The organism is Pseudodesulfovibrio sp. lm2024 (assembly GCF_051175575.1).
GTDB classification, from domain to species: domain Bacteria; phylum Desulfobacterota; class Desulfovibrionia; order Desulfovibrionales; family Desulfovibrionaceae; genus Pseudodesulfovibrio; species Pseudodesulfovibrio caledoniensis.
Map to the genome: position 1 here is coordinate 1,908,736 of NZ_CP195092.1, position 14,954 is coordinate 1,923,689.

The window sequence follows — 14,954 nt, forward strand, 5'->3', positions numbered from 1 at the left end:
ACAAGGAGATCGCACCATGACCCCGCACTTTGGATATGTTCGTGTCAGCAGCTTCGACCAGAACGAAGAACGCCAGCTAGAAGGGCTGGAACTGTCCAAGGTCTTCACGGACAAGTGTTCCGGCAAGGATCGCAATCGCCCAGAGCTTCAACGCGCTCTTGAACACCTGCGAGAGGGCGACACGCTTCATATCCATTCCATTGACCGTCTGGCCCGAAATCTGGTGGACCTCCAGCAGATCGTGGAAGACTTGAACTCGCGTGGTGTGGTCGTTGTCTTCCACAAGGAGAATTTGACCTTTTCCGGCGAATCAGACGCCATGCACAAGCTCATGTTCCAGATGATGGGCGCATTTGCCGAATTTGAACGCTCCATGATCCGTGAACGGCAGCGCGAGGGCATTGAAGCTGCCAAGCGCAAGGGCAAGTACAAAGGTAGGAAGGCCGCTTTGTCCTCGGAGCAGGTCGAGGAGATCAAGGAAAGAGTCGCCCAGCGTGAGAAGGTCACTGATTTGGCCCACGAATACGGCGTGTCCCGGCAAACGGTCTACACCGCTTTGAAGGGGTAAGGTTTCAACGGGCGAGAGTCTGAAAATTACAATACAAAATTTCTTTTAGCCCTAGAGCCGCAATGGTTCTAGGGCTTTTTGCTTTTGCGGTCCGTGAAAAAAAGTGGTTGCTCGTGCGTTATATACAGTAGGGGCGCGTTAATGCCTCCACCTCGATCAATGTCCGAAGCCGGTACTGTGATGAGGTCGAGCAAGGTGTGGATTGTGGGCTGAAATCGCGTCTCGAAAAAATAAATATGTCGTCTCAAAAGCCACGCCAGCACAGGGATAACTCCAATCGGCAAGAATTCTCCGTGAAAAAATCTGTCGCTCGATTGTATACGTATTATAGGCGCGATACTCCTTTTTCTCGATCGGGTGATTCGGGATTCCGGGTTGGAAGGGCGTAGTCCATTGAAGGCTGCGCCCTTCTTCATTTGGCCCACCATATTTAACCCATAAATACGCAAGGAGGTTCACATGACCAGTGAACACAAATCCAAGCCACGGACATACGTCCTCAGGCCAGACACGATTTCGTTTCTCGACGGTTTCTCGGAGACCTACGGCATCTCCCGATCCGCTCTCCTGAATCTGATCGTCATGGATTTTCAACACACGCTCGATTCCATCACACAGAGCGACCCGGCAAGAGGTGCCAAGGTCGCCTTAGCGTTCGGAATGAAAGCACAACAGATCAACCTCTAGGAGGAACAAAATGGCCATTCGCAATCCACACAAATCTGAATCCAAACATGTGTCTATGCCTCGTTGGATGTTTGTCCGTACCGGCAACATCGCAGAGCAGCTTGGTTGTACATTCTCCAAGCTCGTGCAAGCCGCTCTTCGCGAGAAACTGCCTCAGTGGGAAGAAGAGGTCGGTTCTTTCCAGATCGACCCGCTGATGGCGTTTGAAGAGGAATACTAGTCGCGCTGGTCGGGCTGGAGTTTGGTTGTCATCCCGCATGGTTCGCTCGACTGAGGAGCCTAGAGCCATCAGACAATCATACCTGACTCCCCCCTGTGGAATGAGGGCCATCAAGGAGCGGCATCGCTTGTCGCCAAAATATTTCGACCCCCTACCCCGGTAAAGCCACGATCCAGCGACAGGAGCAATATATGACTACGAAGAAAACGCGCTACAGGCCCGACCTGTCCACTTTGGACAACGTAGCGGCAGAGGTCGGGAAAATCTATCGCCTCATGCGAAACAGTGAAATCCCCGTGAACGATGGGAGCAAGTATTGCTACGTCCTGCGCGAGATGTTCTCGATGATGGAGAAGATCAAAAGCACCGCCGCAATCGAAAAACTGGAAGCTGACATTCAGGCTCTCAAGGAGGGACGCGTTGTCGGAGACGACACAGACGTTGAAGCGGCTGCAAAGGCAATTCACGGAGATTAACGAGAACCTCCGTCCCCCTCAATTCGTGTGGCAGGTAGTTCACAAAGAAAGTGACTTCTTCCAGAGCATCGATGATTTCGACCCCGTCGATATCCACCGCAACTCGCTGAAAGCCCACCTCCCAGACGATGAGGCAACCCTCATAACCCAAATCAACACCGGCAGAGTCCTTTTGCTGGGTGGAATCCTCAGATTGATACTCGTCCCCGATGAAATGGACCTCGGCAAAGTCGAGGCTCTCATGAATGCGCTCTTGCGCAAACACCCCGAAAACCGATCCGCCATGTACGAAGAGGCGGTCAAACTCATATTTAAGGAGTCGTAAATGGAAACTCAAATCGCCGAACTGAAGGCAATGATCACCAAACTCGCCGCCGAAGTCTCCAAGATCAAACTGGATGCAGCGGATATCCGGATTCATCTCAAATCAACCATGGGAGACGTGAACAGGCTCTCCGGTCAAATCCAGACCATTGATAAACTCATGGAGGCTGGACACCATAAGGCCCAAGCCAAAGAGCAAAAGGCCACGGTTGAGGCCGAGAACATGAACCTGACTCAATTGGGACAACTCTACAAACAAGACCCGGCCAAGGCCTTCGAAGTCATGCGCAAAAGGGGTATGAAGACCTCCAGCGCATTTGGAGGTATTAACCCGTGGATTGTGATCAATCCCACCGAACAGGAACGCATTGAACGTCTTGACCCTGAGCATGCCAAGCACCTCAAAGCTGAAGCTGCGAAAATCCGCAACGTTCCGACCAACTAACCAACTCCACAAGCCCCGGCATGTTACCCGGCGTGCCGGGGCTTTTCTCAAGGAATCCCCATGATCGACAATGTGAAACAACATTTCATGTTGGCAGTACAGCACAGCCTCGAAAAGGTATTTGACGCCGAAGAACTGGCCGAGGAGACCACGCTGGAAGCCAACGTTGGGCCTATCCATCGGGCCTTCATACTCGTGTACGACGAATCAGCCCAACCGACTCAGCCCTGTGTGCCTGTGCCGACCATCAAACTCCACGACGATGGAGAGGTGTACTTCGTGTATCTGCTGGCAGAAGTCGAAGCACGAGGCGGTGAAGTTGCCGGTGAGATTGTCTTGCAGCATCCCCTTGAAATTGCCCAGAATCGCCCTGTAGAGGCCTCGGCGCACTGGGATCAGTACGATCGGTGCCGAGACAATTTTCGAAGGCTTACAGGGGCAAAGAGGCTGACGGACTCGTTTCCGAATCCACTGCTGGGATATGCCGATGTGCTTGGTGGATGTAACCGTTCGTTCTACCCCGGAGACTTAGTCTCGGCTTACTGCGCGATCGCCAATTTCAACAAGATGTCTTCCCCGGCAAAAGCTGGCAAGGCCAGAGGGGCGCAACGGAAACGGGAAGTCGAACACGGCACGATCCCAGACATGGAACTGGCGATTGAATCCCTCCGAGAGGAAGGCAGGAAGCCGACACAGAAGGCAGTTGCCGAGCATTCTGGGTTTGGGATTGCCACAGTGAAACGGCACTGGAACCATGCTCGGATCGTGAAAGCAAGAACCTGCGATTAAGGTGCGTTAAAGAGGGTATCACAAGCGTCTATATAATAGTTATTTATAATACTAAAATAATATCTTGAATATAAAATGAAAAAGTAAATGAAAATGAAAAAGAAATTATAAGAAGAAAAAAAGACGCTTGTGATACCTTTTGGGAATGCTGGAGTGATTTTGTGAACGAAGGCAGATACTTGTCGGCACTTCGTGCCGACGGTGCTTCGCACCGTTCGTCTTCGACAGTTTTTCTTGGAATAGAAAACAGACAAGACCCAGCGCACAAAATGTCTTCCACACAAAAAGACAGATCATCCCAGCCACAGAATAAGTTGCTCCCAGAGAAGCACAACAGACCCAGATCAACATCCCAGTACAAAAATGGATTCAGTGCTGCCGCCAGCATGCTCGGAATTCGCTCAGAATTGCCCCGTAAACGATTCCGTAGCACGAAGACGATGAATCGTGCCACCAGGCTTCGAAAACGCCTTAGAATCGGAATCTGAGCGACAGGCGATCGCCCCGGCCATGCACATCTCACGAAGGCGCATCCGTGCGCATCGTCAACGTGAACGACGAGCCGTGGTTCGTGGCCAAGGATGTGTGCGAGATGCTGGGGATGAAGATGTCCAGCACCGGACCCATGCGCTACCTGCAAGGCTTGGATGCTTCGGAAAAACGGCTGGTTAAGCGCGCTGAAATCTCTAACCTCGAAGTCTCCGAGGCTAAGGGTGATGTGGTCACCCTTAGCATTCCCAACCGTGGCCTCACCATGATCTCCGAATCCGGCCTCTACAAGCTGGTCATGAAGTCCAACAAGCCCGACGCCAAGCCGTTTCAGGACTGGGTCACCAAGTCCGTTCTCCCGGCGATTCGCAAGGACGGCGTTTACGAAGGCACCGTCATCAAGGTGGACGGCGGCATGGTCAACATGACCAACATGTGGAGGGCGTGTGGTGGCGATGAAAACATGCGCCCCGTTCTTTGGCTTCGCAATCTGGAAGCCAAAAAGATCATGGTCGCGCTCGAAGAAAAGATGCTCAAAGGTGATGAAAAATCACCTTTGAGTGTGACCAAACTTGGCCGTTACGGCGGCACGTTCGCCCACCCGGTCATCGGCCTCGCCTACGCCCAGTACCTCAGCCCCGATTTCCACATCTGGTGCAACGAGCGGTTGCTGGAATCCGTATTCGTTTTGAACACGGACGGGGGAGCGGCGGTGATCCGCCACGAAGAGGTAGAGGTTTTCGGTTCCCCGATTCTGGTGGCTGTGCTGGAAAGCGAGGAGAAGTATGTGTCCCCTCGGCACATCAGCGAGGCAATCGGAATCAATACCCAGATGCAGCAGAAGCGGCTCAAGAAGGATGACTCCTTTTCCGACCTGCTCATTGATATCAATGTGCAGCACACAAGCGGAGCCAAAGCAACCATCATGCTCCCGCTCAACATGATGGCGAGTTGGCTCTCCATGATCAGCCCCAACCGCGTCAAGCCCGAAGTCAAACCGGCTCTCCTCAAGTACCGTGCCGAAGCCGCCGCCGTCCTTGACGCATGGTTCCGGCAGAACGCCCGTGCGGCCACCGACCCGAACGACATGAGCAAAACGAAGTCATATGACTCCCCCTCCGCAAATCGCTTCCATCTCACGCCACCTCCGCCCCGCATAAAAAATCAGAAACCCCGGTACCCACTATGAGGCACCGGGGCAACACTTCCAGCCAGAATCATGGCTAATTCTTCACAACAGAGCAAGTCTTCCCGTCTTCGTTCAGGGTGATCGTCTCGCCCAGAGAGGCCGAGTAATACACGTTCCGTTCGGGGTCGATCAGAGTGCAGTCAACAAGGCCAATGTACATTGCAGATTCAGTGCGAAATTCCAAGTGCATGAGATTTCATCCTTTGGTTGAAGAGTTGATTTATGTCCACGGCTAGTTACTTGCAATATTTTGATTTCTTGAGGTGTCCCAGATCAACGGGGAACTCCAGCTTGCTTGCAATGGCCTCGTAAAGCTCCTTCGCGTGGAACCGCTCCGCATAGTAATCGTAGGTCATGGAGAATTTGCCCGAAGAGTGACCGTGAAACTGTTCAGCCATGCGGTCTTCGATTCCCATATGTTTGCAGATGCTGGCGAGAGTGGCGCGGAAGGAGTGAAAGACCTTGCGGCGTTTGGAGTTTTCCGGCTTAAGTCCCCACTCATTTTTCCGGGCCGAAAACCAGTCACTGGCCTTCTTCCCGTATTTGAGCTGGTCGTCTCCATTGGGGTTCTTGATCGTGACCGGGGACAGGTCCGGGAATAGGCGTGTTTCTCCTTTTCTGCGGAGGCGTTCAACATACTCAGGGAAGTTCAATTCCTCTGTCACGAACGGCCACAGCGGAATAGGGCGGATGCTTGATTCCGTCTTTGCGTCTTGTCCTTCGCCTTCGTCAGTGATCATGATGTACCAGACGCCTTCGTGGAATTTCACATCATCCAGATTCAACTGGGCTAACTCCTCAATCCGTGCGCCGGTGGCGAGTCCGAGAATGGGCATCCAGAACTGATAGGGCTTGGGCCAACTGTCGTTAACATACTGGCGGCAATGGAAAATCGTGTGCAAGTCGTCAGGCGTAAACGGTTCTGTTGCGGCCCGTTTGGTCTTCGTGAGCTTGAACTTCCGTCTGGTGACGTTCGGAACCACTTCATATCCCTGATCTTCACACCAGTTGAAGAACGTCCCTGTGTTGACCATGTAGTTCTGGATCGTCCCATCTGTTACGAGGTCTTGCGAGGGAACGTCACAGGCAAGGCGTTGATCCCAACTCATTTTATTGTAAGGCTTTTTGTTGCGCTTCGGAAGAGTTCTCAATTTTGCAACATACGTCCTCATGGCCTCATGATCGACTTGAGACACAGGCATGTCTCCAAGGATCGCCGGGAGAAGCTCGGCAACCGTCTTATATTCCTTGTAGGACGTGGCTTTCCACTGGTTATTGCCCTCAAGGAATGCTGCCAGAGCTTCGGAGAGCAGGGGGCCAGTTGGACCAGTGGATGGAACAGGGACTTGCGGCGTTGTAAAATCGCGAAAGTAGTCCTTTTCGTACTGGTAATTCCCTTGGTCTCGCTGCTGGTAGATGCGCCACAATTCAATGTCTCGTTTCAGGACTTCCCGGAGAAGCTTATTGTAGTCGAAGGATTCCGGTTCAACGTCCAGTCCGGCCCACTCAATGAATTCATCCGTGCTGCCCTCAGAAATCGTGTATTCTCCTCGTGCGAGGCTTTTTTGCAGCTTGCCGATGATTTCATCATGATATTCTGGCGGGTAGTCGTGGCGATGCGTCGAGATTCTTGTTTTCTCCTCAATATCAAGCCGTTCCCGCATGCTTCCAATCAGAAGACGTTGTAATTCCTCGTCGGTCAAATGTCCCATGGTTCCAGACCTTACCTTGTTGAAGTATTCCCATGCGGTAGCGGCCAAGGACTGGGCCTTGGCCTTGGCGTCTCGCAGGTAGCATGTACGGAGGGAGTAGCGGAATTCGCGCCGGTTGAAAACGTCCCTCAGGTCATCGGGCACGACCAAACGGAAGTAGTAGACGGAGCCTCTACGCAGGACGTTTTGAGGGAGGCCGTTTCGGGGCAAAATTCTTGAACTCCGCAGGGCACAAGCTTGGCGATTTGTACCACCAATTTGTACCAGTTCGCGAAGACTGATCCAAAACCCCGAAAAAAGGCAAAAAGAAAGTCCTTAAAACCGTAATGATTTTAAGGACTTCCAAGAGTTACCGTGGTAGCGAGGAGAGGACTTGAACCTCCGACTCTGCGGATATGAGCCGCATGCTCTAACCAACTGAGCTACCTCGCCACGTTTGTTCCGTCGAAGCGGTCACAGTCTATAGACCGTCTTTTCGGGCTTGGCAAGTGTAAATTTCCCGTTAGGGCCAAAAAATGGAACATATTACAAAAACAGGAGAATCAGGGTGGCCAGGATGATGCGGTATACGGCGAAGGGGCGCAGGGTCAGGCGTCCCAGGAGGACGATGAAACCCTTTACGGCCAGCCAGGCCGCGATGAAGGAGACCACGAAGCCGATGAGCAGGAAGATCAGGTCGCCGCTCTCGAACAATTCGTAGTTCTTGAGGAAATCGTAGCCGGTGGCGGCGAACATGATGGGCACGGCCGCGATGAACGAGTATTCGGCGGCCACGGTGCGCTTGGCGCCCAGGAGCATGCCGCCCATGATGGTGGAGGCGGATCGGGAAAAGCCGGGCCACAGGGCCAGGCACTGGAACAGGCCGATACCCAGGGCCGTCTTCGGGGTGATCTCGTCCAGGGTCAGGGTGGTGCTGCGCTTGTCCATGCCCTCGACCACGAAGATGAGCACCGCGCCCACGGCCAGGGCCACGGCCACGGTGTAGGGCGAGAACAGGTATTCCTTGATGTAGTGGTGGGTCAGCAGGCCGAGTACCGATGCGGGCAGGGATGTCAGGAACAGGAGCCACAACCCGTAGACGCCCGAGAACTTGCGCGCCTTGTCCGGGAAAATCAGCCCCATGAAACGGTCCCAATACAGGACCACCACGGCCAGGATGGCCCCGAGCTGGATGACGATCTCGAAGGTCTCGGCCTTGGGGCCGGTGAAATCGAGGAGGTGCCCGGCGATGATCAGGTGGCCGGTGCTGGAGATGGGCAGGAATTCGGTCAGGCCTTCGACGATGCCGAGAATGATCGCAACATACCAGGGTGCCATGTGATCCTCATGAACGGAATAGGGTTGGGATGAACAATACGCTAGGGTCTAGCCCAGCTAATGCCGTCTTGCAACCCTGCGGAAGCTGGTGTATTTCCCTTCGCTGGAACCATGTTCAACAACAGGAGCGATCCATGACGACCATAATGCCGCAGAGCGAGTTGACCCGCAAAGCCGTGGCCTGGATCTGCGAGATGCGTGACAACGGCGACCAGAGGGCGCTCCCCGCGCTCATCGAAGAGGCCTGCGTGCGCTTCAACCTCGGTCCCAAGGACATGGAGTTCCTCCTGCGTTTCTTCAAGGAAAACAAGGGCTGATTCCACCCTGTGAAACTGCTTCAACGCCAGATTTTCTTCGAACTGCTCAAGCTCTTCGGCTTGACCGTGTCCTGCCTGCTGGGCCTCATCCTGGTGGGAAGGATGCTGCAGCTGCGTTCCCTGTTCCTGTCCCAGAACATCGGCGTGCTGAACATCCTGCAGCTCTTCTTCTTCCTGACCCCCTTTTTCCTGCTGCTGATCACGCCCATCGCCACCATGCTCAGCGTCTTCCTGACCTTCCTGCGCATGAGCACGGACAACGAGTTGGTGGCGCTCAAGGCCAGCGGGGTCAGCCTGTACCGCATGCTCCCCGCGCCCGTGCTCTTTTGCAGCCTGTGCACGCTGTTCGCCTTCTTCATTTCCTTCTGGGGGCTGGCCTGGGGCATGGACATGTTCAAGACCAAGCTCTATTACTTTGCCAAGACCAACTCGAAATTTGCCTTGCAACCTGGTGTATTTAATAAGGAATTTCCTGGTATCACCTTCTACGCCCATCAGGTGGACAACGAGAAGGGCGAGTTGAAGTTCGCCTTTGTCCGCGACGATTCCATCAAGGGGACCTCTGTGGTCGTGGTCGCCCCCGAGGCGGAGGTGGTCTCCAATCCGCGCCAGGCCGAAATCCACGTGGTCTTCCACAACGGACGCATCTTCCGCAAGAGCGGAGACGAGTTGAACATCCTCAAGTTCGGCACCTATTCCATCAAGCTCGACCTGGGCAAATTGCTGACCGGCTTCAACTTCGTGGAGCAGAAGGCCAAGGACATGCCGTTTTTCCGCCTCAGGGAAATCCGCAACGACCACAGCCTGATGCAGCACGAGAACGATCGTTTCTTCCGCAAGGTGGACACCGAATTCTACAAGCGCCTGACCCTGCCGCTGGGCTGCTTCATACTGGGCCTGTTCGCCATCCCCATCGCCTCGGTCTTCCGAGGGCTGAAGCAGCAGTACGGCCTGCTCCTGGCCATGGGGCTGTTCATGGTCTACTACACCATGTTCTCCGTCGGCGTGAGCATGGGTGAATCGGGAACCATCCCGCCGCAGTACGGCATGTGGGCCCCGAACATACTGTTTGTTTTCGTGGCCTTCTTCGGCATGCGCTACGCCAACCTGGAGCGCACGCCCACGGTGGTCCACTGGCTCATGAACATGCGCCTGCCCGGGCGCAAAGGGGAGGCCGGGGCATGAAGATCATCGGCGTCCTGAGCCGGTATCTGATCCGGCAGAATCTCTATCTCATGGCCATCTGCCTGACCGTGGGCACCAGCCTGTATCTGTTGTCGGACATCTTCGACCGGCTGGACGACTTCATCCGGGCCGAGTTGAGCGCGCAGACCATCCTATTCTATTTCATCGTCAAGATCCCGCTCATCGTCTCGCAGCTCATGCCGGCGGTCTTTCTTCTGGCCATGGTCGTCCAGCTCGGGGTGCTCAGCCGGTCACGGGAGATGCTCGCCCTGCGCGCCGGGGGCGTGTCCTTCGCGTGGTTCATCCGCTTTTTCATCGTCTACGCCCTGATCTGGAGCGCGGGACAGCTGGTGTTCTCCCAGTTTCTCGGGGTGTTCGGCGAGCAGGAGGCCAACCGCATCTGGAAGGAGGACGTCCGCAAGAGACAGCTGGACGAGTTGACCATCCGCGACCTGTGGTTCCGGGACGGACCGTTCATCGTCCTGGCCAAGGAGGCCCAGCCGAGCAAGAGCAGGGCGAGCGACATCACGGTCTACGAGTTCACCACGGACAACCAGGAGCTCATCCGCATCCTGAACGCCAAGAAGGCGCTCATCGACGATCACGGCTGGGGGCTTCTGGACGTGCACGAGCTGGACACCCGGACGTTCGTCACCGTGGACCGGCCGTCCCAGTTCCTGTCCGTGCGCCAGAACCTGAGCGCCTACGCCGCCGTGGAGCTCAAGGGCGACACCGCGCAGCTGCCGCTGTTCGAGCTGTCCAGGGCGATAAAAAGGCTTCAGGAATCGGGCTCAAACGTGGAGATATTGCAGACCGTCTGGCACAGCAAGCTGTCCTACGCCTTCTCCATCGTGGTCATGGCCCTGCTGGCCCTGACGCTGGTGACTTTTTCGGAGAACGTCTACGCCAACATCGGCCTGTCGCTCATCCTCATATTCATTCAGTACGGAGTCCATGTGGTCGGGGCGACCGCAGGGGAGAAGGGCGTGTTGCCGCCGATCATGGCGGCCTGGCTCGGCAACGGGATCATGGGGGCGCTGGCCTGCATGCGCCTGGCCTGGGTGGCCATGCCGGGATTCAAGGCCGCGATCCGGACCGCGGTCCATGGCCTGATTCCCGGCCGGGCGTGATCACAGCCCGGCGTATTCGCCGAGACGATCCCACAGCTTTTCCTCGCCCTTGCCGGTCTTGCTGGAAAAGAGCACCGGGGCGCGGTCCTGCTGCAGGATGTCCTGCCATTGTTTCTGGAGCTGGGCCAGTTCTCGCTGCTTGGGCTTGTCCGCCTTGGTCAGCACGGGGATGACCGGAATGCCCAGGCCGCGCACGTAGGCGGTCAGCTCCAGGTCGATCTTCTGCGGGGAGAGGCGTGAATCCAGGAGCACGGCCACGGCCTTGAGGCTCCGGTTGTCCTTCATGTAGGCCTCGATGAGCTTGGCCCATTTGAGCCGCTCCTGCTTGGAGCATTTGGCGTAGCCGTAGCCGGGCAGATCAACCAGAAAGTAGCCGTCCGGCTGGACGCGGTAGTAGTTGAGGCTGCGCGTCTTTCCCGGCTTGGAGCTGATTTTGGCCAGGGACTTGCGACCGGCCAGGCGGTTGACCAGCGAGGACTTGCCCACGTTGGACCGGCCCGCCAGGGCGATCTGCGGCTCGGCAAAGTCCTCAAGCTGCTTGATTTCGTATATTGTTTTGACTAACTCGATGGTTCGGTTCATAAAGAGGTACCGTTTCGGCAGTTGGTTTTCGAACGCCCCCAATGTTCTTTTTTTTGCGGGGCGCGTCAAGGAAAGCGGGGAATACACCATCCCGCCGCACAAGGGAAGACGCATGGACAAGCTCAAAATTCTAATCATGAACGGCCCCAATCTCGGCCACATAGGCACCCGCCAGCCCGAGATTTATGGATCACAAACCATGGACGACATGCCCGAGCTTCTTTCGCAGGTCATGGGCTCCAAGGGCGGAGAGGTCGCGCTGGAGCATTTTCAGTCCAACTCCGAGGGCGCGCTCATCGACCGGTTGGAGCAGGCCCGTGAACAGGGCGTGGACGGCGTGGTCTTCAACGCCGGGGCCTACACTCACTCCTCGCTCGCCCTGGCCGACTGCTTGGCCTGGATCGGCATCCCCTGTGTGGAGGTGCACATCAGCAACATCTGGGCGCGTACGGACCAGCCCCTGCGCCAGCAGTCCCTGATGGGCGAGAGGTGCGTCGGCGTGATTGCCGGATTCGGGATTCTGGGTTATGCCCTCGGTGTCCAGGCGCTGTACCAGCGGCTTAGGGGCTGATTCCAACGAAAAATACCCGGGGAATCCCGGAAACCATTTGGAGACAATATATGATTTCAACCAAGGATTTCAGGACCGGCCTGAAAATCGAGATTGACGGCAAGCCTTTCGAAATTATCGAGTTCCAGCACTTCAAGCCCGGCAAGGGCGGGGCAATGGTGCGCACCAAGCTGCGTCAGATGATGACCGGCCAGGTACTGGACAAGACCTTCCGCTCCGGCGAAAAGGTCGACAAGCCGGACATGTCCGTGACCGAGATGCAGTACATCTTCCGCGAAGGCGAGAATTTCGTGTTCATGGATCTCGAGACCTACGAGCAGATGCACGTGCCCGGCTCCAACGTGGGCCCGCAGGGCGGCTTCATCAAGGAAGGCGACACCGTCAAGGTCCTGCTGTACAATGGTGAACTCATCGGCGTGGACCTGCCCGCCAACGTCAGCCTGAAGGTGGCCCAGACCGATCCCGGCATCCAGGGCGACCGCGTTTCCAACGCCACCAAGCCCGCCACCATGGAGACGGGGTTGAAGGTCAACGTCCCGCTGTTCATCAACGAGGGCGACGTCATCAAGGTGGACACCCGAAGCGGAGAGTACCTTGGTCGCGAATAAAGCGGACTTGCAACACCTTGTGTAAATTGCGTAAAAAGGTCGTGGGCGGGTTGCCGTCCAGGACCTTTTTTATCAAGTGAGGCTCAATGGCGAGACGACGGAAAACCACGGTCAGGACGGAGAAGAGAAAAGGGCGCGGCAACGAGTTCATCGGGCTGTTCTTCCTTTTTCTCTCCGCTTTCCTTTTCTTAAGCATCCTATCCTTCAGCCCCGGCGACCCGAGCTTCAACCAGGCCGTCACCTCCGGGCGGAAGGTCCAGAACGTGGTTGGCTACGCGGGGTCCTATTGCGTCGGCTTCCTGGTGGAGATGTTCGGCATGGGGGCCGTGTTCTGGCCCCTGTACTTCCTCTACCTGGGCCTGATCCGGTTCGTGGCCCGGCTGAAACTCTCGCCCCTGCGCTGGCTGGGCATAGTCGGCCTGTTCGTGGCCTTCGAGGCCTGGGCCATGCATCCGTGGTTCTTCAGCGTGCCCGAGGACGCCTACGGGCTCATCGGCTCAGGGTTCTTCGGCCGGTCCATCATCACTAAATATACCATGCCGTACCTGCGGCCCGTGGGCACGTTCCTGCTCTGGCTGTTCGTGACCATCATCTCCCTGCAGGCCGTGGTCGGCTTCACCTGGGCCTCGGTCTGGGCGTTGGTTGTCCGCTGGTGGGGAGTCTTCCGCGAGCGGGCAGCCGTGCGGGCCGAAAATTGGGCCGAGAAGCGGGCCGAGCGCCGCGCCGCCAAGGAACTGGCCAAGGAACAGGAGCCGGAAGCCGAGGAAGAGAACATGGGCCTCCAGTTCGTGGATCTCGACGCCGGGGAAGAGGATCGGCCGGTCAAGGCGCCCAAACCGGCCAAGCCCGCCAAGCCCAAGCCCGCCCCGGCCAAACCGGCTGTGGCCAAGGCCCCGGCCGGACCGGGCGGCCTGCCCAGCACCGAGCTGCTCACCGCGCCGCCCGCCCAGAAGACCTCCCAGACTCCGGCCGTTTTGCAGCCCCTGGCCGACCGGCTGAAGGAATGCCTGAACGATTTCAATGTCCAGGGCGAGATGCAGCGGGTGGTCCCCGGCCCGGTGGTGACCATGTTCGAGTTCAAGCCCGCGCCCGGCATCAAGGTCTCCAAGATCGAGGGGCTGACCGACGACATCGCCCTGGCCCTGCGCGCCGAATCCGTGCGTATCGAGGCCCCCATCCCGGGCAAGGACAGCGTGGGCGTGGAGATTCCGAACATCGAGCGGGAGATGGTCTACCTGCGCGAGATCCTGGAATCCAAGGAATTCACCGGTTCCAAGTCGCCCCTGACCTTGGCGCTCGGCAAGGACATCCAGGGCGCCACCAAGGTGGCCGACCTGGCGCGCATGCCGCACCTGCTGGTGGCGGGCGCAACCGGCGCGGGCAAGTCCGTGGGCATCAACGGGTTCCTCCTCTCCCTGCTGTACAAGGCCGGGCCCGAGGACGTGAAGCTCCTGCTGGTGGACCCCAAACGCATCGAGCTGGCCCCGTACGCGGACCTGCCGCACTTGGTTCACCCCGTGGTCACGGACATGAATATGGCCAAGAGCGCGCTCGAATGGGCGGTCTTCGAGATGGACTGCCGGTACGAGAAAATGGCCCAGCTCGGTGTGCGCAACATCGAAGGATACAATAAGAAACTCGAGGAGTTCGGCGACAATGTGCCCGAGGAATTCGCGCACATGACGCACATGCCGTATCTGGTCATCATCATCGACGAACTCGCCGACCTGATGATGACCGCGGCCAAGGACGTGGAGCAGTGCATCGTGCGCCTGGCCCAGCTGGCCCGGGCCGCCGGCATCCACCTGATCCTGGCCACCCAGCGGCCCAGCGTGGACGTGGTCACCGGCCTGATCAAGGCCAACTTCCCCACGCGCATCTCTTTTTTCGTGACCTCCAAGTTCGACTCCCGGACCATCCTCGACGCCGTGGGCGCGGAGCGGCTGCTGGGCAAGGGCGACATGCTCTTCAAGCCGAGCGGCGGCAAGCTCCAGCGGATGCACGGCGCGTACGTGGACGAGACGGAAATTGCGCATGTGGTCGATTTCTGGAAGGACGCCGTGCCCCAGGAGTTCGATCTCGATTTCAGCGACTGGAGCCCCAACGCGGGCAATGACGCGGGTCCCGGCGGAGTCGGCAACTCGGGCGACCCGGTTTACGACGAAGCGGTACAGTTCGTGCTCTCCCAGGGCAAGGCGTCCATCTCCCTGTTGCAGCGCAGACTGCGCATCGGATTCAACCGCGCGGCCCGGTTCATCGAGCAGATGGAGATGGACGGCATTCTCGGTCCCCAGGAGGGGAGCAAGCCGCGCAAGGTCATCAAGCCGGAATAATTGGAGTAAATA

Annotated in this window: 17 protein-coding genes, 1 tRNA gene and 1 pseudogene; 14 read left to right on the forward strand and 5 right to left on the reverse strand. The window is 57.0% G+C overall.

What is annotated here, in order from left to right:
* The first annotated feature begins 16 nt into the window (after positions 1–16).
* From ACR42D_RS08840 to ACR42D_RS08875, 8 genes are all read left to right on the forward strand, one after another.
* On the forward strand, positions 17–568 hold the full coding sequence (locus tag ACR42D_RS08840; RefSeq protein WP_484566447.1) for a recombinase family protein: 552 nt from the start codon (positions 17–19) through the stop codon (positions 566–568).
* Positions 569–1,027: 459 nt separating this feature from the next.
* Complete coding sequence (locus tag ACR42D_RS08845) at positions 1,028–1,255, forward strand: hypothetical protein (protein ID WP_484566448.1); 228 nt, start codon at positions 1,028–1,030, stop codon at positions 1,253–1,255.
* 10 nt (positions 1,256–1,265) lie between these two features.
* On the forward strand, positions 1,266–1,475 hold the full coding sequence (locus tag ACR42D_RS08850; protein WP_484566449.1) for a hypothetical protein: 210 nt from the start codon (positions 1,266–1,268) through the stop codon (positions 1,473–1,475).
* A 191-nt stretch (positions 1,476–1,666) separates the two neighbouring features.
* Positions 1,667–1,951 carry a hypothetical protein gene (locus tag ACR42D_RS08855; protein ID WP_484566450.1) on the forward strand — a complete coding sequence of 95 codons (285 nt, stop codon included), beginning with the start codon at positions 1,667–1,669 and terminating at the stop codon, positions 1,949–1,951.
* The gene (locus ACR42D_RS08860) at positions 1,896–2,276 is read left to right on the forward strand and encodes a hypothetical protein (RefSeq protein WP_484566451.1); all 381 of its coding nucleotides are present in this window, start codon (positions 1,896–1,898) and stop codon (positions 2,274–2,276) included. The genes ACR42D_RS08855 and ACR42D_RS08860 overlap by 56 nt, the downstream gene beginning before the upstream one ends.
* The gene (locus ACR42D_RS08865) at positions 2,277–2,720 is read left to right on the forward strand and encodes a hypothetical protein (protein ID WP_484566452.1); all 444 of its coding nucleotides are present in this window, start codon (positions 2,277–2,279) and stop codon (positions 2,718–2,720) included.
* 60 nt (positions 2,721–2,780) lie between these two features.
* Complete coding sequence (locus ACR42D_RS08870) at positions 2,781–3,509, forward strand: hypothetical protein (RefSeq protein WP_484566453.1); 729 nt, start codon at positions 2,781–2,783, stop codon at positions 3,507–3,509.
* Positions 3,510–4,044: 535 nt separating this feature from the next.
* Positions 4,045–5,187 (forward strand): phage antirepressor N-terminal domain-containing protein, encoded by a 1,143-nt coding sequence (locus tag ACR42D_RS08875; protein ID WP_484566454.1) that lies wholly within the window; start codon positions 4,045–4,047, stop codon positions 5,185–5,187.
* 236 nt (positions 5,188–5,423) lie between these two features.
* Here the strand turns inward: ACR42D_RS08875 and ACR42D_RS08880 are convergent, their stop codons facing one another.
* From ACR42D_RS08880 to ACR42D_RS08895, 4 genes and pseudogenes are all read right to left on the reverse strand, one after another.
* Positions 5,424–6,899 (reverse strand): site-specific integrase, encoded by a 1,476-nt coding sequence (locus ACR42D_RS08880; RefSeq protein ID WP_484568456.1) that lies wholly within the window; start codon positions 6,897–6,899, stop codon positions 5,424–5,426.
* A gap of 21 nt (positions 6,900–6,920) precedes the next feature.
* Positions 6,921–7,109: pseudogene (locus ACR42D_RS08885) on the reverse strand (DUF6538 domain-containing protein); the annotation flags it as partial.
* 145 nt (positions 7,110–7,254) lie between these two features.
* Positions 7,255–7,331 (reverse strand) — tRNA-Met (locus ACR42D_RS08890).
* A gap of 93 nt (positions 7,332–7,424) precedes the next feature.
* Positions 7,425–8,216: an undecaprenyl-diphosphate phosphatase gene (locus ACR42D_RS08895; protein ID WP_484566455.1), complete on the reverse strand. Its 792-nt coding sequence runs from the start codon at positions 8,214–8,216 to the stop codon at positions 7,425–7,427.
* 134 nt (positions 8,217–8,350) lie between these two features.
* Between ACR42D_RS08895 and ACR42D_RS08900 the strand changes: the two genes are divergently transcribed.
* The 3 genes from ACR42D_RS08900 to ACR42D_RS08910 are packed head-to-tail and all read left to right on the forward strand — an operon-like array spanning position 8,351 to position 10,848.
* Positions 8,351–8,533: a hypothetical protein gene (locus ACR42D_RS08900; RefSeq protein WP_484566456.1), complete on the forward strand. Its 183-nt coding sequence runs from the start codon at positions 8,351–8,353 to the stop codon at positions 8,531–8,533.
* 9 nt (positions 8,534–8,542) lie between these two features.
* Entirely contained in the window at positions 8,543–9,718 is a 1,176-nt protein-coding gene (gene lptF / locus ACR42D_RS08905) for an LPS export ABC transporter permease LptF (protein WP_484566457.1), read from the forward strand.
* Positions 9,715–10,848, forward strand: a complete 1,134-nt coding sequence (locus ACR42D_RS08910) for an LptF/LptG family permease (protein ID WP_484566458.1) — start codon at positions 9,715–9,717, stop codon at positions 10,846–10,848. The genes lptF and ACR42D_RS08910 overlap by 4 nt, the downstream gene beginning before the upstream one ends.
* Here the strand turns inward: ACR42D_RS08910 and yihA are convergent, their stop codons facing one another.
* Complete coding sequence (yihA, locus tag ACR42D_RS08915) at positions 10,849–11,430, reverse strand: ribosome biogenesis GTP-binding protein YihA/YsxC (RefSeq protein WP_484566459.1); 582 nt, start codon at positions 11,428–11,430, stop codon at positions 10,849–10,851.
* A 112-nt stretch (positions 11,431–11,542) separates the two neighbouring features.
* On the opposite strand from yihA, the gene ACR42D_RS08920 reads away from it, so the two are divergent.
* The 3 genes from ACR42D_RS08920 (at position 11,543) to ACR42D_RS08930 (ending at position 14,942) form a co-directional block, all read left to right on the forward strand.
* The gene (locus ACR42D_RS08920; RefSeq protein WP_484566460.1) at positions 11,543–12,001 is read left to right on the forward strand and encodes a type II 3-dehydroquinate dehydratase; all 459 of its coding nucleotides are present in this window, start codon (positions 11,543–11,545) and stop codon (positions 11,999–12,001) included.
* A 50-nt stretch (positions 12,002–12,051) separates the two neighbouring features.
* Positions 12,052–12,609: an elongation factor P gene (gene efp / locus ACR42D_RS08925; protein WP_484566461.1), complete on the forward strand. Its 558-nt coding sequence runs from the start codon at positions 12,052–12,054 to the stop codon at positions 12,607–12,609.
* 86 nt (positions 12,610–12,695) lie between these two features.
* Entirely contained in the window at positions 12,696–14,942 is a 2,247-nt protein-coding gene (locus tag ACR42D_RS08930) for a DNA translocase FtsK (RefSeq protein ID WP_484566462.1), read from the forward strand.
* The last annotated feature ends 12 nt before the right edge of the window (positions 14,943–14,954 follow it).

Coding starts and splice junctions, on each gene's coding strand:
- ACR42D_RS08895 (WP_484566455.1), bottom strand. CDS start 8,216: ATGGCACCCTGGTATGTTGCGATCATTCTCGGCATCGTCGAAGGCCTG.
- ACR42D_RS08930 (WP_484566462.1), top strand. CDS start 12,696: ATGGCGAGACGACGGAAAACCACGGTCAGGACGGAGAAGAGAAAAGGG.
- ACR42D_RS08900 (WP_484566456.1), top strand. CDS start 8,351: ATGACGACCATAATGCCGCAGAGCGAGTTGACCCGCAAAGCCGTGGCC.
- ACR42D_RS08865 (WP_484566452.1), top strand. CDS start 2,277: ATGGAAACTCAAATCGCCGAACTGAAGGCAATGATCACCAAACTCGCC.
- efp (WP_484566461.1), top strand. CDS start 12,052: ATGATTTCAACCAAGGATTTCAGGACCGGCCTGAAAATCGAGATTGAC.
- ACR42D_RS08870 (WP_484566453.1), top strand. CDS start 2,781: ATGATCGACAATGTGAAACAACATTTCATGTTGGCAGTACAGCACAGC.
- ACR42D_RS08920 (WP_484566460.1), top strand. CDS start 11,543: ATGGACAAGCTCAAAATTCTAATCATGAACGGCCCCAATCTCGGCCAC.
- ACR42D_RS08840 (WP_484566447.1), top strand. CDS start 17: ATGACCCCGCACTTTGGATATGTTCGTGTCAGCAGCTTCGACCAGAAC.
- ACR42D_RS08845 (WP_484566448.1), top strand. CDS start 1,028: ATGACCAGTGAACACAAATCCAAGCCACGGACATACGTCCTCAGGCCA.
- yihA (WP_484566459.1), bottom strand. CDS start 11,430: ATGAACCGAACCATCGAGTTAGTCAAAACAATATACGAAATCAAGCAG.
- ACR42D_RS08880 (WP_484568456.1), bottom strand. CDS start 6,899: ATGGGACATTTGACCGACGAGGAATTACAACGTCTTCTGATTGGAAGC.
- ACR42D_RS08910 (WP_484566458.1), top strand. CDS start 9,715: ATGAAGATCATCGGCGTCCTGAGCCGGTATCTGATCCGGCAGAATCTC.
- ACR42D_RS08850 (WP_484566449.1), top strand. CDS start 1,266: ATGGCCATTCGCAATCCACACAAATCTGAATCCAAACATGTGTCTATG.
- ACR42D_RS08855 (WP_484566450.1), top strand. CDS start 1,667: ATGACTACGAAGAAAACGCGCTACAGGCCCGACCTGTCCACTTTGGAC.